Origin of the sequence: Curtobacterium sp. 458, from assembly GCF_030406605.1 — a bacterium.
Lineage (GTDB): Bacteria > Actinomycetota > Actinomycetes > Actinomycetales > Microbacteriaceae > Curtobacterium.
This window is the reverse complement of the sequence record NZ_CP129104.1, coordinates 3,595,035-3,614,033: the sequence shown is the minus strand read 5'-3', so window position 1 is coordinate 3,614,033 and position 18,999 is coordinate 3,595,035. Positions and strand designations below refer to the sequence as shown.

13 protein-coding genes are annotated in these 18,999 nt (G+C 72.2%); 6 read left to right on the top strand and 7 right to left on the bottom strand.

Features of this window, described 5'->3' with window-relative positions:
* Window positions 1-4 precede the first annotated feature (4 nt).
* Together QPJ90_RS17345 and valS are read right to left on the bottom strand one after the other, a co-directional pair.
* Window positions 5-232, bottom strand: a complete 228-nt coding sequence (locus tag QPJ90_RS17345) for a hypothetical protein (RefSeq protein ID WP_290132369.1) — start codon at window positions 230-232, stop codon at window positions 5-7.
* Window positions 233-319: 87 nt separating this feature from the next.
* Window positions 320-2,941, bottom strand: a complete 2,622-nt coding sequence (gene valS / locus QPJ90_RS17340) for a valine--tRNA ligase (protein WP_290132368.1) — start codon at window positions 2,939-2,941, stop codon at window positions 320-322.
* A 258-nt stretch (window positions 2,942-3,199) separates the two neighbouring features.
* Between valS and proP the strand changes: the two genes are divergently transcribed.
* Window positions 3,200-4,777: a glycine betaine/L-proline transporter ProP gene (gene proP / locus QPJ90_RS17335; protein ID WP_290132367.1), complete on the top strand. Its 1,578-nt coding sequence runs from the start codon at window positions 3,200-3,202 to the stop codon at window positions 4,775-4,777.
* Window positions 4,778-5,010: 233 nt separating this feature from the next.
* On the opposite strand, the gene QPJ90_RS17330 is transcribed toward proP, so the two are convergent.
* Genes QPJ90_RS17330 through QPJ90_RS17315 form a run of 4 tightly spaced genes read right to left on the bottom strand, consistent with a single transcriptional unit; the run spans window position 5,011 to window position 10,184 of the window.
* A complete protein-coding gene (locus QPJ90_RS17330; RefSeq protein ID WP_290132366.1) occupies window positions 5,011-6,588 on the bottom strand; it encodes an ABC transporter ATP-binding protein in 1,578 nt (525 codons plus the stop codon).
* Window positions 6,585-7,472, bottom strand: a complete 888-nt coding sequence (locus QPJ90_RS17325) for an ABC transporter permease (RefSeq protein ID WP_290132365.1) — start codon at window positions 7,470-7,472, stop codon at window positions 6,585-6,587. The genes QPJ90_RS17330 and QPJ90_RS17325 overlap by 4 nt, the downstream gene beginning before the upstream one ends.
* Window positions 7,469-8,485: an ABC transporter permease gene (locus QPJ90_RS17320; protein ID WP_290132364.1), complete on the bottom strand. Its 1,017-nt coding sequence runs from the start codon at window positions 8,483-8,485 to the stop codon at window positions 7,469-7,471. Before QPJ90_RS17320 ends, QPJ90_RS17325 begins: the two co-directional genes overlap by 4 nt.
* A 40-nt stretch (window positions 8,486-8,525) precedes the next feature.
* Window positions 8,526-10,184, bottom strand: a complete 1,659-nt coding sequence (locus QPJ90_RS17315) for an ABC transporter substrate-binding protein (RefSeq protein WP_290132363.1) — start codon at window positions 10,182-10,184, stop codon at window positions 8,526-8,528.
* Between the two features lie 31 nt (window positions 10,185-10,215).
* Here QPJ90_RS17315 and QPJ90_RS17310 point away from each other — a divergent pair, with 31 nt between their 5' ends.
* Together QPJ90_RS17310 and QPJ90_RS17305 are read left to right on the top strand one after the other, a co-directional pair.
* Window positions 10,216-10,833, top strand: a complete 618-nt coding sequence (locus tag QPJ90_RS17310) for a TetR/AcrR family transcriptional regulator (RefSeq protein ID WP_290132362.1) — start codon at window positions 10,216-10,218, stop codon at window positions 10,831-10,833.
* 140 nt (window positions 10,834-10,973) lie between these two features.
* Window positions 10,974-12,479, top strand: coding sequence for a hypothetical protein (locus QPJ90_RS17305; protein ID WP_290132361.1), 1,506 nt, complete (start codon window positions 10,974-10,976; stop codon window positions 12,477-12,479).
* An 86-nt stretch (window positions 12,480-12,565) separates the two neighbouring features.
* Here QPJ90_RS17305 and QPJ90_RS17300 read toward each other — a convergent pair whose 3' ends face one another.
* On the bottom strand, window positions 12,566-13,603 hold the full coding sequence (locus tag QPJ90_RS17300) for a cation diffusion facilitator family transporter (protein WP_290132360.1): 1,038 nt from the start codon (window positions 13,601-13,603) through the stop codon (window positions 12,566-12,568).
* Window positions 13,604-13,851: 248 nt separating this feature from the next.
* Between QPJ90_RS17300 and ileS the strand changes: the two genes are divergently transcribed.
* From ileS to QPJ90_RS17285, 3 genes are read left to right on the top strand one after another with little or no spacing between them, the layout of a single operon-like run.
* Window positions 13,852-17,133: an isoleucine--tRNA ligase gene (ileS, locus tag QPJ90_RS17295; protein WP_290132359.1), complete on the top strand. Its 3,282-nt coding sequence runs from the start codon at window positions 13,852-13,854 to the stop codon at window positions 17,131-17,133.
* Window positions 17,130-18,584, top strand: a complete 1,455-nt coding sequence (locus tag QPJ90_RS17290) for a folylpolyglutamate synthase/dihydrofolate synthase family protein (protein WP_290132358.1) — start codon at window positions 17,130-17,132, stop codon at window positions 18,582-18,584. Before ileS ends, QPJ90_RS17290 begins: the two co-directional genes overlap by 4 nt.
* The gene (locus QPJ90_RS17285) at window positions 18,581-18,988 is read left to right on the top strand and encodes a DUF4233 domain-containing protein (RefSeq protein ID WP_290132357.1); all 408 of its coding nucleotides are present in this window, start codon (window positions 18,581-18,583) and stop codon (window positions 18,986-18,988) included. The genes QPJ90_RS17290 and QPJ90_RS17285 overlap by 4 nt, the downstream gene beginning before the upstream one ends.
* Window positions 18,989-18,999 lie beyond the last annotated feature (11 nt).

Genomic DNA, 18,999 nt, shown 5'->3' with positions numbered 1-18,999 from the left:
CCGCTCAGTCCTCTTCCGGCGCGTCGTCCGGGTTCGTCACCTGTGCGTGACCGGCGGGGTCGAGGTGGATCGACGTGCCGTCGTCGAGCTCGACGATCGGCTTGCCCTCGAGGAACGTCAGGGTCCAGCCCCACGTCGCCGTGTCGACGGACTCCGTCGCGAGCTCGTCCTCGACGCCGCGCACGGCGACGACCATCGTCTCGGGCAGTCGCGCGGGTGGCTGCCCACCCACGCTCCATCGCGTACCCAACTGCATCCGTGCCTCCCGTCCGGTGTGGGCCGGCCGGTCGCGGACGCGACCCGGCCGACCCACGCGACCCTACGCCGGCTGGTCCGCCAGCTCGATCTCGGTGACGGCCAGCTCCGACCCGTCCGTGAACGACAGGTCGGCGATGCGGCCGACGGCCGCGAGGTCGACCGCCGCACGCTCGAGGAGCGCCCGCGTCTCGGCCGGGGCCGCGACGACGGCACGCGTCACCGGCGTCTTCTGCGAGGCCTTCGCCGCGGTCTTCGCACCGCGGATGCCGATGAGCGCCTGCCCGACGGCCGCGAGCAGGCCGGTCGGCCCAGCACTGAGCCGGTCAGCTGCACCCGGCCCCGCGGCGGCCGCCAGGCCGCTCGCAGTCGGCCACTGTGCGCGGTGCACGCTGGTCTCGTGGGTCCAGGCCCACACCTCCTCCGTCGCGAACGGGAGGAACGGTGCCAGCAGACGGAGCAGCGCGTCGATCGCTGCGCGCAGCGCCAGGACCGCGCTCGCCTGGGTCTCGTGCGTCGCGTCCGCGGCGGTGCCGTAGGCGCGCTCCTTCACGAGCTCGAGGTAGTCGTCGCAGAACGTCCAGAAGAAGCGCTCGGTGACCTCGAGGGCGCGGGCGTGGTCGAAGGTGTCGAAGGCTGTCGTGGCCTGCTCGATCACGGTGCCGAGCTCGGCGAGCACGTCGACGTCGAGCGCCTCGGTCACGGCGTGGGCGCCCTCGGGGAGCGGGAAGCCGTAGACGAACTTCGCCGCGTTGAGCACCTTGATCGCGAGACGACGGCCGACCTTGATCTGCTTCGGGTTCTGCGGGTCGAACGCCGCGTCGGTGCCGAGCTTCGACGAGGCCGCCCAGTACCGGACCGCGTCCGCACCGTGCTGCTCGAGGATCGACAGCGGCGTGACGACGTTGCCCTTCGACTTCGACATCTTCTTGCGGTCGGGGTCGACGATGAAGCCCGAGATGCTCGCGTGCTTCCAGGGCGCGACGTCGGCTTCGAGCTGGCTGCGGAGCACCGTCGTGAAGAGCCAGGTGCGGATGATGTCCTGCGCCTGCGGCCGGACGTCGTACGGGAACACGAGGTCGTAGAGCGCCGGGTCGGACTCCCACTTGCCCGCGAGCTGCGGGGTCAGCGACGACGTCGCCCAGGTGTCCATGACGTCGAGCTCGCCCTGGAAGCCACCCGCGACACCGCGCTGGGACTCCTCGTAGCCGGGGGCCGGCTCGGACGCGGGGTCGACCGGGAGCTGTGCTTCGGTCGGGACGATCGGCTGGTCGTACACCGGGTTGCCGTCGGCGTCGAGCGGGTACCAGACCGGCAGCGGCACGCCGAAGAAGCGCTGGCGCGAGATGAGCCAGTCGCCGGAGAGCCCGCCGACCCAGTTGTCGTAGCGGACGCGCATGAAGTCCGGGTGGAACGCGATCTCCTCGCCGCGGGCGCGGAGGGCTGACTTCAGCTGTTCGTCGCGAGCGCCGTTGACGATGTACCACTGGCGGGTCGAGACGATCTCGAGCGGCTTGTCGCCCTTCTCGAAGAACTTCACCGGGTGGTTGATCGTCTTGACGTCCCCGATCAGCTCGCCGGACTCGGTGAGGGCGTCCACGACGACCTTCTTCGCGGAGAACACGGTCTTGCCGGCCATCGCGGCGTAGAGCTCCTTGCCGCGGGCGCTCTCGATCCAGGTCGGCTCGTCCGACCGCACGCGACCGTCGAAGCCGATGATCGCGCGGTTCGGCAGCTGCAGCTCGCGCCACCACACGACGTCGGTGGTGTCACCGAAGGTGCAGACCATCGCGATGCCCGCACCCTTGTCCTGCTGCGCGAGGTGGTGCGCGAGGACCGGGACCTCGACGTCGAACAGGGGCGAGCGCACGGTCGTGCCGAAGAGGTCCTGGAAGCGCTCGTCGTCCGGGTGCGCGACGAGGGCGACGCACGCGGCGAGCAGCTCCGGGCGGGTGGTCTGGATGACGACGTCGTCGCCGCCGTCGGTGCGGTGGAAGGCGATGCCGTGGTACGCGCCGGGCATCTCCTTGTCCTCGAGCTCGGCCTGGGCCACGGCCGTGCGGAACGTCACGTCCCAGAGCGTCGGCGCGTCGGCCTGGTAGGCCTCGCCGCGCTCCAGGTTGCGGAGGAAGGCGCGCTGCGCGCTGGCGCGGGAGGTGTCGTCGATGGTCCGGTACGACTGGGTCCAGTCGACCGACAGGCCGAGCGTGCGGAAGAGGTGCTCGAACTGCTGCTCGTCCTGCACGGTCAGGCGCTCGCACAGCTCGATGAAGTTGCGGCGGGAGATCGGCAGCTGGTCGGCGGCCTTGCTCGACTTGTTGTCGCCACCCTCGAACGGCGGGACGAACGCCGGGTCGTAGGGGAGCTGCGGGTCGCAGCGGACGCCGTAGTAGTTCTGGACGCGGCGCTCGGTCGGGAGGCCGTTGTCGTCCCAGCCCATCGGGTAGAAGACGTGCTTGCCGCGCATGCGCTCGTACCGGGCCTTGAGGTCGGTGTGCGTGTACGAGAACACGTGACCGATGTGCAGCGAGCCGGAGGCGGTCGGCGGCGGGGTGTCGATCGAGTAGACGGCGTCCTTCGTCGCGCTGTCGCGGTCGAAGCGGTAGGTGCCGTCCTGCTCCCAGACGGGGCCCCAGGCGTCCTCGAGACCGTCGACGGTCGGCTTGTCGGGGATGGGCTTCGTCATGGCAGCGCCTTTCGATCGGTATGTGCGGCACCGAGTCCGTGGTGAGGTGCCTGAGTGTCCGCACGCATCGCGCGGTATCCCTGATCGTAGCGGTTCGGACCGTCATCGCCGACGGCCGGTACCACACCGACCTGACGGACACGCCGGGCGTTTGATAGTCTGTCGGAGTTTGTCCGGCGGACGCGGGGTTCGCGAGGACTGCAGTGACGCTTCCGCCGGGCGCCCGAAGGCAAGACACAGCACTACCGGAGGAACGACTTGGCACCGAACGAAGCACACGCGAACGGCGATCGGCCGCTGCGCACGAAGGGCGCCGTGAAGCGCGCCCGCCGCAAGCTGACGAAGGACGACGTCACCGTCGTCGAGGAGTCGCTGCTCAAGCGCGCCGTCGCGGCCGCCGCCCTGGGCAACGCCATGGAGTGGTTCGACTTCGGCATCTTCGCGTACCTCACCGTGACGATCTCGCAGGTCTTCCTGCCGAAGGGCGACCCTGCTGCGAACATCGTCGCGACGTTCGGCTTCTTCGCGGCGGCCTTCATCGTCCGCCCGATCGGCGGCGCGGTGTTCGGACCCATCGGCGACAAGATCGGCCGGCAGAAGGTCCTCGCGCTGACGATGATCCTGATGGCCGCCGGCACGCTCATGATCGGCCTGATCCCCTCGTACCAGTCGATCGGCTTCTGGGCCCCGGTCCTGCTGCTCGTCGCCCGCTTCGTGCAGGGCTTCTCGACCGGTGGTGAGTACGGCGGCGCCGCGACCTTCATCGCCGAGTACTCACCGGACAAGCGCCGTGGGTTCATGGGCTCGTGGCTCGAGTTCGGCACGCTCGCGGGCTACGTGCTCGGCGCCTCGATCGTCACCGGCCTGCAGTTCGGCCTCTCCGAGGAGGCCCTGCTCAGCTGGGGCTGGCGCATCCCGTTCATCGTCGCCGGACCGCTCGGGCTCATCGGCCTGTACCTGCGGCTCAAGCTCGAGGAGACCCCGGCCTTCCAGAAGCAGCAGGAGCAGGCCGCCGAGCGCGAGTCGCAGAAGACGCCGTTCCTCAAGCTCTTCGCGGAGAACTGGCGCGGGCTCATCATCTGCATCGGCCTCGTCCTGGTCTTCAACGTGACCGACTACATGCTGCTGTCCTACATGCCGACGTACCTCGAGCAGAACCTCGGGCAGAACGCCACGTTCGGCCTCATCCTGATCGTCATCGTGATGATCCTCATGATGGTCGTCATCACGTTCGGCGGACGGCTGTCCGACAAGTTCGGGCGTCGTCCGGTCCTCGCGGCCGGCTGCATCGGCTTCATCCTGCTGTCGTGGCCGTCGCTCAAGCTCGTCCAGAGCGGCACCGGCATCGGCGTGTTCTTCGGCCTGCTCATCCTCGGCCTCGTGCTCGTGACCTTCACGTCCACGATGCCGTCGACGCTGCCCGCGCTCTTCCCGACGATCATCCGATACGGCGCCCTCGCGATCGCGTTCAACGTGTCGGTCTCGCTGTTCGGCGGCACGACCCCGCTGGCGACCTCGGCGCTCATCAACGCGGCCAAGGACGCCGGGTACGGCTGGGCCGAGGACATCCCCGCGTTCTACCTCATGCTCGCGGCCGTGATCGGCCTCGTGGCGGTGTACTTCACGAAGGAGACCGCCGCGACACCGCTCATGGGCTCCGGCCCCACCGTCGCGCACGAGGACGAGGTCGCCGCGGTCATCGAGGACTACAACGACCCGGAGTCCGACCTCGCGCAGTCCGAGTGGGCGAAGGACTTCTCGACGAGCGAGATCCCGATCATCAGCGGCGACGCCCCGACGTCGGGTGACGAGCACAAGGAGCCCGCCGGCTCCTGACGATCGGCCTGGAGGCTCCCCACCGGCACGGCCGGCCCGCCGCTGGCGCGTCGGTCCGGAACCGGCGGCGTGGGCCCTGGTGCCGGTCCGTCCCGCACCGCGCCTCCGTCATCTGGTCGCGTTGGTGCCGCTGCCGCGCTGCCCCGAGTCTCGGGTGGGCGGACAGTTTCGCGAGCGTCCGACCGCGGAACTGTCCGCGGGGCCGAGTCTCGGATCCGGAGGTGGAGCGTGCGTCAGGCCGCGGGGCCGGTGGCGAGCACCTCAGCGGCGTGCAGCAGCCGCGCCGTGACGGGGTGCGCCGGGCGAGCGAGGACCGTCGCCGCGGGACCGTGCTCGACGACGGCGCCCTCGTGCACCACGAGCACGTCGTCGGCCATCCGCCGGACCGCCCGCAGGTCGTGCGACACGAACACCATCGCCACGCCGGTCTCGTCGCGGAGCCGTTCGAGCAGCCCGAGCACGGCGTCCTGCACGGTCGCGTCGAGCGCCGTGACGGGTTCGTCGAGCACGAGGACCTCGGGCTCCGTGGCGAGCGACCGGGCGATCGCGAGCCGTTGCCGCTGGCCGCCGGAGAGGGTGAGCGGCGACCGGGACCGCAGTGCCGAGTCGAGCCCGACCTGCCGGAGCGCGGCGTCGACCCGGCTGCCGAGGTCGCCACGGGTTCGTCGTTCCGCGCCGCGCGAGAACGCGTCCGCGAGCACCCGTTCGACGTCCCACCGTTCGTCGAACGTGGCGCCGGGATCCTGCACCACCGCGGCGACCCGGTGCCGGCGCGCACGACGGTCGCGCTCGCGGAGTGGGGCCCACGGCGCACCGTCGAGCGTCACGGAGCCGGCGTCCGGGGTCTCGAGGCCGAGCAGGATGCGTGCCAGCGTCGTCTTGCCCGATCCCGAGGCGCCGATGACGCCGAGCACCCGTCCGCGGTCGAGGGCGAACGAGACGTCCCGGACGGCAGCGGTGTCGTCGAAGCGGCGGTCGAGGCGGTCGGCCACGACGACGGTGTCGGGGGTGTCGGCGGTCGCCCGGGTCGCAGGACCGCTCGCCCCGGCCCGCGCAGCGTGCACGAGGGCTGCCGTGGCGGGGTGCTCCGGTGCGGAGAACACCCGCGCGACCGGACCCTGCTCGACGATGCGCCCGTCCGACACCACGGCCACGCGGTCGGCCCACCCGGCGACGAGCCCGAGGTCGTGGGTGATGACGAGCAGCCCGGCACCGCCTCGCTGCGCTCGGCGCAGCTGCTCCATCACCGTGACGGCCACCCCGGCGTCGAGCGCCGTCGTCGGTTCGTCGGCGACCACGAGCGCGGGCGAGCCGATGGTCGCGGCGGCGATGAGCGCCCGCTGCCGCATGCCGCCCGAGAGCGTCCCGGCGAGCCGTCCGTCCGTCGCGATCTCGGGATCGAGCCCCACGCCCGCGAGCGCGGCCCGCACGGCGTCGACCCGTTCGGCGGCGGTCATCGACGTGTGCAGTCGCAGGGCGTCCCCGACCTCGCGACCGACCGGGCGGAGCGGGTCGAGGGCGCCGAGGGCCTCCTGACCGACGTACCCCACCGACGCACCGCGGAGCTTCCGCCAGCCGCGCTCCCGCAGGGTCCGGGCGTCGGTGCCGGCGACCTCGAGCCGTCCCGCGTTGACGACCGCCCGGTCGGCGGAGAGCCCGAGGAGGGCCCGGGCGGTGACGGTCTTGCCCGAGCCGGAGGCCCCGACCAGCGCGACGCACTCGCCCGGTTCGATGTGCAGTGAGACGTCGGACACGATGCGGACGCCGTCGATCGTGACCGAGAGCCCGTCGACCGCCAGGACCGCGGTCACCGGGCATCACCCCGCCGTCGGAGCGCACGGCCGAGCACGGTGACGGCGGTGGCGAGCACCACGATCGCGAGTCCGGGGAAGGTGCTCATCCACGGTGCGGTCTGCAGGTACGTCCGGCCGTCCGCGAGCATCGCGCCCCACTCGGGCGCCGGCGGCGGGGTGCCGACGCCGAGGTAGCTGAGCGCCGACGCCCAGACCACCGCCTGCCCGACGCCGAGCGTGCCGACCGCGACGACGGGCCAGAGCGCGGCGGGCAGGACGTGGCGGACGACGATCCGCGCGGGGGAGCGGCCGAGCAGGACCGCGGTCTCGACGACCTGCGACTCCCGGGCGGTCCGCACGAGGCCCCGGACGATCCGTGCGTAGCCCGGCGCGGTCGCGAACCCGACGGCGAGCACGGCCGGGACCGGGCCCGGCCCCGTGACGGCGATCACGACGAGGGCGACGAGCAGCAGCGGGAGGGCGAACGCGACCTCCGTCACACGGCCCACGACGGCGTCGAGCACCCGGCCGCCGAGCGCGGCGACGAGCCCGAGCAGCACCCCCGTGACGGCTCCGACGAGGGTGGCCGCGACGCCGACGACGAGCGATGCACGCGTGCCGGCGACGACGCGGGCGACGACGTCCCGGCCGGACTCGTCGGTCCCGAACGGGTGCGCACCGGACGGCGGGAGCAGGGCCTCGTCGGGGTGGACCGCGAGCGGGTGCGCACCGCCGAGCACCCCGGGCGCGACGGCGGCGACGACGGCGAGGAGCACGACCGCGGTCGCGACCCATCCGGCGGTGCCGAGCGTCCCCCCACGGCGTCGCTCGGCACCCCCGGACGGAGCGCGGGTCGGGGTCGTGTCGTCCGGCGACACGGCGGGGTCGAGGATGCCGCTCACCGGACGACCGCCGTCCGGGTTCGACCACGTCTCGTCCCGACGGCGCCGGGACGACGGGGCCGACGGTCCACCGCGCGCTCGGCGAGGTCGGCGACGGCGAGCACGACGACGTACGCGGCCGCCGACACGAGCGCGATCCCGGCGACGAGCGGCATGTCCCGCTGCGTCACGGCGGTGACCAGGGCGCGCCCGATGCCCGGCAGGGCGAAGACCGACTCGACGACGACGGCCCCGGACACCAGCGAACCGAACGCCCAGGCGGACAGCGCGAGGCCGGGCAGTGCGGCGTGGCGGAGCGAGTGCCGCAGGAACACCCCGAGCCGGTGCTCGCCGCGACCCCGGGCGGCGAGGGCGAAGGCGGAGCGTTGCGCGTCGACGATGCCGTCGCGGACCGTCTCGGCGAGGTACCCGGCGACCGGGACCGCGACCGTGACCACGGGGAGCACCCAGCCGCGGACCGTGCCGTCGCTCACCGCGGGGGCCCACCCGAGCGCGGTCGCGAACACGACGATGAGGACGCTGCCGAGCCAGAAGTGCGGGACGACGCTGGCGGTGACGGTGATCGCCCCGGTGATCCCGGCGGCGACCCGACCGCGCTGCGTCGACCACCAGGCGGCGACGAGCGCGAGCGCCCAGGCGACCACGAGCCCGGCGACCGCCAGGGTCAGTGTGACGGGGAGCTCCTGGGCGAGGAGCGTCGCGACCGGGGTCCGGAACGCGTAGGAGTCGCCGAGCTGCCCGGTGGCGAGTCGGCCGAGGAACACCGAGTACTGCACGAGGAGCGGCCGGTCGAGTCCGTACTCGTGCCGGACCTGGTCGACCGCGGCGGCCGACGCCTGCGACCCCGGCCCGCCGAGGATCGCGAGGGCCGGGTCACCGGGGATGAGTCGGATCGCGACGAACACGATCGTGGCGACGGCCCAGAGCACACCGATGCCGCCGGCCAGGCGACCGAGGCCCCACAGCGTCCACCGCGACCACGCGCCGGAGCCGCGGGGGCGCGTCGGGGTCATGCCGTGCCTCCAGTCCGGTCGTGCCGCGCGTGAGCGCGCGTCAGCGGTCGATCCAGGCCGAACCGAACCACGGCGTCGAGACGGCCGTGGTGTGCACGTCGTGCACCTTCTCCCCGACGAGGAAGTGGTTCTGCTGGTCGTAGAGGGGCAGGACGGTCGCGCTGGCGAGGATGTCCTTCTGCGCCTGTTCGTACAGTTCGCCGCGGTCGTGCGTGTCGGCGGTCCGTGCGGCGCGCTGCAGCAGCGAGTCCACCGTCGGGTCGTCGAGCTGCGCGAGGTTCGCGAAGTAGCCCGAGGGGGCCGGCTCGATGCTGGCGCTGTCGTAGAGGATGCGGAGGACGTCCGCACCGACCTTCGTGTACGGCGCGCTGACGACGTCGTACTGGTTCGCCGCGAGGGCCGCGTACCAGCTGGAGAGGTCGAGCTCCTTGATCTGCACGTCGAAGCCGACCTCCTTCTCGGAGGCCTGGATCTGCTGGAACAGGCTGCGCTCGGCGGGGATCGACTGGTTCGTCGACACCGGGAACGTCACCGTCAGGCGCTTCCCGTCCTTCGTGCGGATGCCGTCCGAGCCCTTCTTCCACCCGGCCTCGTCGAGCAGCTTGCCGGCCTGAGAGGCGTCGTGGTCGAAGAGCTCCTCGCCGTCGGCGGACCAGGCGAACGGCTCGACGCTCGACAGCAGCGAGTACGAGCGCTTCGCGGTGCCGAGGAACAGGGACTTGATGCCAGGGTCGACGTCGGCGCCGTGGATGAAGGCCTCGCGGACCGCTTCGTCCTGGAACACACCGTGGCCGGAGTTCAGCTCGAGGCGGTTGGAGGCGCCGGGGCGCGGGGCGTCGAGGTCGCGGATCGACCCACCGGCCCCCGCCGCACGGATCTGGTCGGGCTGGGCGTTGTCGATGACGTCGACCTGGCCGGACTGCAGTGCCGCGAAGCGCGAGGTCGAGTCGGGCAGGAAGCGCCAGGTGATGCCGTTCAACCGGGGCTTGGTGGTGCTGCCGGCCGGCTTGCCGAGGGGCGTGTAGTCGGCGTTCTTCTCCAGCGTGACCCGGTCGCCGTGCTTCCAGTCCGTGATCCGGAACGGCCCCGTGCCGACGGGGGACTCGCAGTTCTGCGCCTGCGAGCGTTCGAGCGCCTTCGGGGACTCCATGCCGACCCAGGGCTGCGAGAACGACTCGAGCAGGGCGCTGTCCGGACGGCTCAGGGTGAGCGTGACCGTGTGGTCGTCGGTCGCGGTGGCCTTCGTGATCGACTGGAGGGCGAGGTACCCGGTGCTCGACGCGGTCTTCGGGTCCTGCACGTGCTCGATGTTCGCCACCACGGCGGCGGCGTCGAACGGGGTGCCGTCGGTGAAGGTCACGTCGTCGCGGAGCCGGAAGGTCAGGGTCGTGCCGTCGCTGCTCCTCTTCCACGACTCGGCGAGCGCGGGGACGGGTCGGCCGTCCTCGAGCGCGGTGAGCTCCTCGATGTACTGACTGGACAGCAGCGCCTGCGGGTAGTTGCCGCCGACGTGCGGGTCGAGGCAGGTCGGTTCGGCGTCGCCGGACGCGTAGACCAGGGTCCCGCCCGCGACCGGCGTGCTGCTCGTCGACCCGCCTCCGCCGCCGGTGCAGGCGGTGACGGCCAGGAGGATTGTGGCGGCGCCCGCCAGGGAGGCCGCGACGCGCGCGCGGCTTTTCTGTACTGAGTCCAACTTCATGGCTGGTCGAGTCTAGCGGTTTACTGGGCGCATGGACCTCGAGCGTGGCGACGACGACCGTGCTCGCCGCGGTGGCCGGCCACGCCGGTCCAGCGCCGACGTCCTCGCCGACGCTGCGGCGGAGCTCTTCCTCGAGCAGGGGTACGGCCGGACCACCGTGGACCAGATCGCCGCACGTGCCGGGGTGAGCCGCGCGACGTTCTTCAACTACTTCGCCGCGAAGTCCGACGTCATGTGGCTCGAGCTCGACGCCGCGGTCGCCGCGATCCCCGGGCTGCTCGACGCGTCCGCCGAGCCGAGCCCGGTGCGTGCCGTCGAGGACGCCCTGCTCGCCGCGGCGCGCCAGCACGACCCGGAGCGGGTGCCGTGGGCCGTCGCGCAGGCCGAGGTCATGGGGATCGGCCCCGAGCTCGTGGCGAGCGTCGCCGCACGGGTGATGCAGCAGCACGGCGCGGTCGCGGCGTTCGTCGCCGGCCGCACCGGCGACCGGGCCGGGGCGCTCTGGCCCCAGACGGTGTCCGGCGCGATGCTCGGTGCGGCCGCGGCGGCGTTCGGTGTGTGGGTCGGTGACGGCGTCGGCAGGGGTCCGCTCGTCGAGTACGTCGCGGCGGCGCTCACGCCCGTCGCGGACGGCCTCGACGCCGCCTGACGCACGCTCGCCACGCGAGCCCGGTCCGTCCGGCACGCGCTCGGCGCGGCTCCGATCGGGCCGGTGCCTGAGCGCTTCCGCGGGAACGCACTGCTCTGCCACGGGCCACGGCCCCGGGCTGGTCACTACGATCGAGCGCCGTGCACCTCGTCCTCCGCAGCCCTGAACGCCGCACCGCGGCCAGGGCCGTCGCGCTGGTCGTGGTCGTGGTCGCCGGGGTGTACGTCGCGTACGCGAACCTCGGGCGACAGACCGAGTACGTGGACGAGTTCACCTACGCCGGAGCCGGGTGGCAGTACGTGCACGGGGCGTTGACCGGCAACCTGCAGCACCCGCCCACGGCGAAGTACCTCTACGGTCTCGCGCAGCTCGTCCTCGGCGAGGGCGTCGGCGCAGCTCGCGTCGTCGCGGCCACGGCCTCGTTCGGCACCGGGGTCGTGCTCTTCGCCTGGCTGCGTCGACCGATCGGGTTCTGGGGTGCGCTCCTGGCCGCGGGGTGGTGGTGGTGCACCCCGCGCGCGGCCGCGGCCACCTGGGCCGACGTGGCCTCCGGTGCCGGCGTGCGGATCGACCGACTGGCGCTGCTCGAGCCGCTCATGGTCTTCTTCGCGGTGGCTGCCGTCGCGGTCGCGTGGCACGCGGTGACCCGGGAGTCGGACGACGACCACGGTCGGTGGCGGGCCGCGGGGTGGTGGGCGCTGTCCGGTGCGCTGTTCGCCCTGTCCGTGACGTCGAAGGTGTCCACCGCGGTCGTGTTCCTCGCGATCGCCGCGCTGCCCGCCCTCCACCGACGGTGGCGCGCGTACGCGATCGGCGCGCCGGTCGCCGCGGTGTCCTTCCTCGTCGTCTTCGCGGCGGTCTACCTGCCGGTCGGTGGGGTCCGGGCGATCCGGTTCATGCTGGCGTTCCAGACGGCGCACGACGTGAACGGTCACACGACGACGTTGCTCGGCCGCCAGTACCAGTTCGCGCCCTGGTGGGCGAACGCCGCCCGGGTCGTCGAGGGGGTCGGCTGGCCGACCGTCGTCGTGCTCGTGCTCGGGCTCCTCGCCGCCGTGCTGGTCCGGCCCGACCCGCTCGTCGGCGTGCTCGGCACCGCCCTCGCCGCCCTGGTGGTCTTCTACTGCACGGCACAGGTCGCCCTGCCGTACTACTACGACGCGTGGATGCCCTGGACGATCGCGCTCGCGGCGACCGGGCTCGTCCGGGCCGCCCGGCTGCGCCCTCCGTGGACGACCGTCGTCGCACTCGTGGCCGTCGCCGCCACCGTGCTCCCCGCCGTGGTCGTGGTCCGCACCGTCGCCGAGAGTCGGGAGACCGGGTTCGCCCGGCTGAGCGCCGCACTCGACCACCGCGGTGTGCCGTCGGACGACCGCATCCTCGTCGCGGGGTCGCCGCGTGCCGCGTTCTCGCACTGGACCGGACGTCGTGCGTCCACGGACGCGGCGGCGCGCGGGGACTTCGGGGTCGTCGTCGCCGGAGCGGACGAGCGGTTCCCGTTGCGTCCTGCGCTCAGTCGCCTGCTCGCCGACGAGCCGGGTCGGTTCACGACGTTCCGGGTGGACTTCCTGCGGGTGTGGGTGGTCCGGGGCGACGCTGCCGTCCGGGTGCGGGACGGGCGCACCGCCCTGGTCGACGAGCGCTGACCGCCGGCGGCGCGCGGCGGGTGGTGCCCGCCGCGCCCCTCCCGCTCGGTGCTCCTCCCGCGCGGTGTTCCCACCGCTCGGTGTTCCTACCGCTCGGTCCGCAGGGTGCCGGCCCCGCCCGCCGCGACGTCCTCCACCGTGCCGTCCCGAACCGTCGCGGGGACCTCGCCGTCACCACGGGACACGAGCGACTCGTCACCGGGGATGCTCAACGTCAGCACCGCCTCCTCGATGTACCGGCTCTCCTCCAACGACGCCTCCACCCGTCGCAGCCGCACGGCCACGTGGTCCTCGTCCTCGTTGCCGGTCAGGTCGACGGCGGCCACGAGGAACACCCGCGACGGTCCGACGAACTCGAGGTGCAGGTAGGTGACCCGCTCGACCTCGTCACGGCGGAGCAGCTCGGACAGCACCGCGTCCTCGAGCTCCGGCGACGTGGCCTCGCCGACCAGGAAGCGGCGGTTCCGCTCGATGAGGACGATCGCCACGACGCCGAGCAGCAGCCCGACCGCGATGGAGCCGATCGCGTCGAACACCGCGAGCCCGGTGACCTGGTGCAGGAAGACGCCGAGGAACGCGATCACGAGGCCGATGAGCGCCGCGGCGTCCTCCGCGAACACCGCCCGGAGCGTCGGGTTCGACGACTGCAGCACGTGGCGGAGCACCGGGACGCGGCGCTTCGTGGCGGCTCCGTGCGCCTGGCGGTACGCCTGCACGAAGCTCGTGCCCTCGAGCAGGAACGCGACGCCGAGCACGAGGTAGTTGAGCAGGAGGTCCTCGGCGGGGCCGGTCTCGCCGAGCTCGGTGATGCCGTGCCAGATCGACACCACGGCGCCCGCGGTGAACAGGCCGAACGCGGCGAACATCGACCAGATGTAGGTCTCGCGGCCGTAGCCGAGCGGGTGCTTCGTGTCCCGGGGCTTGGCGCCGCGACGCTCGGCCACGAGCAGGAAGATCTCGTTGCCGGTGTCCGCCCACGAGTGCGCGGCCTCGGCGGTCATGGACGCCGACCCGGAGATCAGCGAGGCGACGGTCTTGGCGATCGCGACGAGCAGGTTCGCGGCGAACGCGATGATGACGGTGAGGAGCGATTCGGGGCGCTCAGGCTCATCGGAGGAGGGCATCGCTCCAGCATGCTCCGCTCGGGTAGACTCGTCCCAGCAGGCGTCGAACCGGCCATCACCGGGGAGCCTCCGGAGGAACCCGGCAGTCGGCACGACCGACGGCCGGCAGTAGAACCGGGCGGACCGGACCGCACCCCTTCCGGCGAACGAGCGGTCGGACGCAGCGCGAGCGGTGTCCGGCAAGCGAGGTGGTACCGCGGAGCACGCTCCGTCCTCGTGGAGACGAACCGAACCCACAGGAGCCCACGGTGCGCTACCCCCTCAACCGTCCTGCAGACGACACAGCAGCCGGCGTCACGCCGTCCCCGTCCTTCCCCGCCGTCGAGCAGGGGATCCTCGCCTTCTGGAAGGGCGACGCGACGTTCCAGGCGTCCATCGACCAGCGCGAGGGCTGCCCGGAGTGGACGTTCTACGACGGCCCGCCGTTCGCCAACGGCCTGCCGCACTACGGGCACCTGCTCACCGGGTACGCGAAGGACGTCTTCCCGCGCTACCAGACCATGCGCGGCAAGCAGGTCCACCGCCGCTTCGGCTGGGACACGCACGGCCTGCCCGCCGAGCTCGAGGCGATGCGGCAGCTCGGCATCACCGAGAAGCACGAGATCGACGAGATGGGCGTCGACGTCTTCAACGCGGCCGCCAAGAAGAGCGTCCTGCAGTACACCGACGAGTGGCAGCGGTACGTGACCCGCCAGGCTCGCTGGGTCGACTTCGAGAACGACTACAAGACCCTCGACGTCACGTTCATGGAGAGCGTGCTCTGGGCCTGGAAGCAGCTCTGGGACAAGGGCCTGGCGTACGAGGGCTTCCGAGTCCTGCCGTACTGCTGGAACGACCAGACACCGCTGTCGAACCACGAGCTGCGCATGGACGACGACGTCTACCAGTCGCGGCAGGACCAGTCCGTCACGGTCGCGTTCCCGCTGCGCGGGACCCGCGCCGAGGCGCTCGACCTCAGCGGGGTCCGTGCGCTCGCCTGGACGACGACCCCGTGGACGCTCCCGACGAACGCGGCCCTCGCGGTCGGTCCGGCGATCGCGTACGCGGTCGTCCCTGCAGGGCCGGGAGGCGCGGCTGACGGTGGTGCCGCCGGCTCGGCCACGTACCTCCTCGCGTCCGACACCGTGGCCGCGCACGCGAAGGACCTCGGCTACGAGAGCGCGGACGACGCGCTCGCCGCCGTGCTCCGCACGGTCGCCGGCGCCGAGCTCGCCGGCGTCGAGTACGAGCGGCTGTTCGACCACCTGGCCGACCAGGAAGGGTACGAGAACGCGTGGCGAGTGCTCGTCGCCGAGTACGTCGAGACGGGCGAGGGCACGGGCATCGTGCACCAGGCTCCGGCCTACGGCGCCGACGACCAGGAGGTCTGCGCGGCCGCGGGCATCCCCGTGGTGCTGTCGCTCGACGAGGGCGGTGTGTTCACGTCGCAGTTCGGCGAGGTGGCCGGCATGCTGTGGTCGGACGCGAACAAGCCGCTCACCAAGGCCGTGCGCGATGCCGGGCGCCTGCTCCGCCAGGCGTCCTACGAGCACAGCTACCCGCACTGCTGGCGCTGCCGCAAGCCGCTCATCTACAAGGCCGTCTCGTCGTGGTTCGTCCGGGTCACCGACTTCCGCGACCGCATGGGCGAGCTCAACCAGGACGTCAACTGGGTGCCGGACAACGTCAAGGACGGCCAGTTCGGCAAGTGGGTCGGGAACGCGATCGACTGGTCGGTCTCCCGCAACCGGTACTTCGGCACGCCGATCCCGGTGTGGCAGTCGGACGACCCGGCGTACCCGCGTACGGACGTCTACGGTTCGCTCGAGGAGATCGAGCGCGACTTCGGCCGGCTGCCGTTGAACGCCGAGGGCGAGGTCGACCTGCACCGTCCGTTCATCGACGACCTCACCCGACCGAACCCCGACGACCCCACGGGGAAGTCGACGATGCGCCGGATCACCGACGTGTTCGACGTCTGGTTCGACTCCGGGTCGATGCCGTACGCGCAGGTGCACTACCCGTTCGAGAACCGGGAGTGGTTCGAGGCGCACAACCCGGCCGACTTCATCGTCGAGTACATCGGGCAGACGCGCGGCTGGTTCTACGTGATGCACGTGCTGTCCACCGCGCTGTTCGACCGCCCGGCGTTCCGCAACGTCATCAGTCACGGCATCGTCCTCGGCTCCGACGGGCAGAAGATGTCGAAGTCGCTCCGCAACTACCCGGACGTCTCCGAGGTGTTCGACCGCGACGGCGCCGACGCGATGCGCTGGTTCCTCATGTCGTCGTCGGTGATCCGCGGCGGCAACCTCGTCGTCACGGAAGAGGGGATCCGTCAGGGCGTGCGCGAGTTCCTGCTCCCGCTCTGGTCGACCTACTACTTCTTCACCCTCTACGCGAACGCGTCGGGGGAGTCCGGCGCAACAGCATCCGAGGGGTACGGGGCACAGCGAAGCACCGCGAGCACCGACGTGCTCGATCGGTACCTGCTCGCGAAGACCCGCGTGCTCGTCGCGGACGTCACGGCGCACCTCGACGCCCTCGACACCCCGCTCGCCGCGCAGGCCGTCCGCGACTTCGCCGACGTGCTCACGAACTGGTACGTGCGACGCTCGCGCGACAAGTTCTGGGCCGGTGCGGCGTCGAGCCCCGAGGCCCGGGCGGCGTTCGACACGCTCTACACCGTGCTCGAGACCCTCACACGCGTCGCGGCGCCGCTCGCACCGCTCGTCACCGAGGAGGTCTGGAAGGGCCTCACCGGCGGCCGGTCGGTGCACCTCGAGGACTTCCCGTCGGCCGACGAGTTCCCCGCGGACGACGCCCTCGTCGCCGCGATGGACCGCGTGCGCGACGTCGCCTCGAAGGGCCTCGCGCTCCGCAAGTCGACCGGCAAGCGCGTCCGACTGCCGCTCGCGACGCTCACGCTCGTCGTCCCGGACCCGGCGGCGGTCGAGCCCTTCGCGGACATCCTCCGCGACGAGCTCAACGTCAAGCGCGTGGTGCTCGAACAGCAGGCCGAGGAGTCGCTGGCGCAGTACGGCATCGAGCGGAAGCTGACCGTCAACGCCCGCGCCGCCGGCCCGCGCATCGGCAAGCAGGTGCAGCAGGTGATCCCGGCGGCGAAGCGCGGCGACTGGGTCGCGACGGACGTCGGCGTGACGGTCGGCGGCATCGACCTCGTCGCGGGCGAGTACTCGCTCGACCTCACCGTGGCCGACGACTCGGTGGCGGTGGCGTTCCTCGACGGCGGCGGCTTCGTCGTCCTCGACACCGTGACGACCCCCGAGCTCGAGGCCGAGGGCCTGGCGCGCGACGTCGTCCGTGCCGTCCAGCAGGCCCGCCGCGACGCCGACCTCGACGTCAGCGACCGCATCACCCTGACGCTGGGGGTGTCCGACGACGCCGCCGAGGCGGTCCGGGTGCACCGCGACCTCATCGCGGGGGAGACCCTCGCGACCGCGGTCGAGGTCGTCCCGCTCGCCGCGGGCGCGACGACGACCGACGTCGGCGAGGCAGCGACGGTGTCCGTGGAGGTGGCACGCGCATGAGCGACCAGAACGAGCACGAGTACGACGACGAGAACGCCGAGGGCATCGAGATCCCCGCGGGGCCCGCGAGCCCGGCGCCGGTCGACCCGTCCCCGGTCGACGGGGACGACGACGAGGTCCGCCGCGTCCAGGCGGCCCTCTACGCCCGGATCGGCGAGCAGGCGCCCGAGCACCGGCTGAGCGCGACCCGACGCGCGGTCGAGCTCCTCGGCGACCCGCACCTGTCCTACCCCGTGATCCACATCACCGGCACGAACGGCAAGACGTCGACCGCCCGGATGACCGAGAGCATCGTCCGCGCCCACGGCCTCCGCACCGGGCTCATGACGAGCCCGCACCTGGTGTCGATCCGGGAGCGCATCGTCGTCGACGGCGAGCCGATCGCCGCGGACCGGTTCGTCGAGAACTGGGACGACATCGCGCCGATCCTCGAGATGACCGACGAGGAGCTCACGGCGAAGGGCGAGCTGCCGCTGACGTTCTTCGAGGCGCTGACCGTCCTCGCGCTCGCGTGCTTCGCCGAGGCGCCCGTCGACGTCGCCGTGATCGAGGTCGGCATGGGCGGCGAGTGGGACTCCACGAACGTCGTGCAGAGCCAGGTCGCGGTGTTCACCCCGATCGCGATGGACCACGCGAAGCAGCTCGGCAGCACCGTCGCCGAGATCGCCCGCACGAAGTCCGGCATCATCAAGCCGTCCTCCGCGGTCGTGTCGAGTGCACAGACGCCGGACGCCCTCGCCGAGCTCGAACGGGCCGCCGAGCTCACCGAGTCGACGCTGTCGGTCGAGGGCACCGGCTTCCGGGTCACGAGCGACACGCCCGCGGTCGGTGGGCAACTCGTCAGCGTGCAGGGCCTCGCCGGCACCTACGACGACCTGTTCGTGCCGCTGTTCGGCGCGCACCAGGCCCACAACGCCGCCGTCGCGATCGCCGCCGTCGAGTCGTTCCTCGGGCGCGGCTCGCAGGCGCTCGACGAGGACGTGCTCTCCGAGGGGCTGGCCGCGGCGACGAGCCCCGGGCGCCTCCAGCCCATCGCGCAGGACCCCGTGGTCGTCGTCGACGCCGCGCACAACCCGCACGGAGCCAAGGCCCTCGCCGACGCGCTGCCGGTGGCGTTCCCCTCCGAGCACGTCGTCGGCGTCGTCGGGATCCTCGGCGACAAGGACGCCCGCGGGTTCGTCCGGGCGCTCAAGGACACCGTGCAGACCTTCGTCGTCACCCAGCCGCCGGGGGAGCGGGCGCTCGATGCCGACGCCTTCGCCCGCATCGTGGTCGACGAGGTCGGCGCCGACCGAGTCGTCGTCGAACCGGCGCTCGACCAGGCGCTCCAGGAGGCCCGGGACCTCGCGGACGAGGCGGAGGCCGAGGACGCGCTCGTCCTCGTCGCCGGTTCCATCGTGATGGTGGGCGCGGTCATGGACCTGGTGCACGCGGACGGCGCGACGAAGTGACCGAGCCGAACCGCGCCTCCAGGCCGGTCCGTCAGCGGAAGCCGCGGCGCGACCGCGGCGCCCGCGAGAGCCTGCTCGCGATCACCCTCGGACTCGAGGCCGTGATGTTCTTCTTCCCGATGCTCGTGACGTTCGGGAAGCAGACGCTGCCGCCGGCCGTGGCGTTCGGCGGCGGCATCGGCGCGATCGTCGTGCTGGCGCTGGCCTCGCGGCTGACCGGCAACCGCGCCGGTGTATGGTTCGGGTGGCTGCTGCAGGCGGCCATCCTCGCCACCGGCTTCATCGAACCGTTCATGTTCGCGGTGGGCGCGGTGTTCCTGGCGCTGTGGGTCTACTGCTTCGTCAAGGGCGGTCAGCTCGACCGGCAGAACGCCGCACGACGAGCCGCTGCCGGCGAGGGCTGACCACCACCCCA

Excerpts from the sequence above, each read along its gene's own strand:
- QPJ90_RS17320 (WP_290132364.1), bottom strand. The coding sequence starts at position 8,485 with ATGACCCCGACGCGCCCCCGCGGCTCCGGCGCGTGGTCGCGGTGGACG.
- QPJ90_RS17300 (WP_290132360.1), bottom strand. The coding sequence starts at position 13,603 with ATGCCCTCCTCCGATGAGCCTGAGCGCCCCGAATCGCTCCTCACCGTC.
- QPJ90_RS17290 (WP_290132358.1), top strand. The coding sequence starts at position 17,130 with ATGAGCGACCAGAACGAGCACGAGTACGACGACGAGAACGCCGAGGGC.
- QPJ90_RS17315 (WP_290132363.1), bottom strand. The coding sequence starts at position 10,184 with ATGAAGTTGGACTCAGTACAGAAAAGCCGCGCGCGCGTCGCGGCCTCC.
- valS (WP_290132368.1), bottom strand. The coding sequence starts at position 2,941 with ATGACGAAGCCCATCCCCGACAAGCCGACCGTCGACGGTCTCGAGGAC.
- QPJ90_RS17310 (WP_290132362.1), top strand. The coding sequence starts at position 10,216 with ATGGACCTCGAGCGTGGCGACGACGACCGTGCTCGCCGCGGTGGCCGG.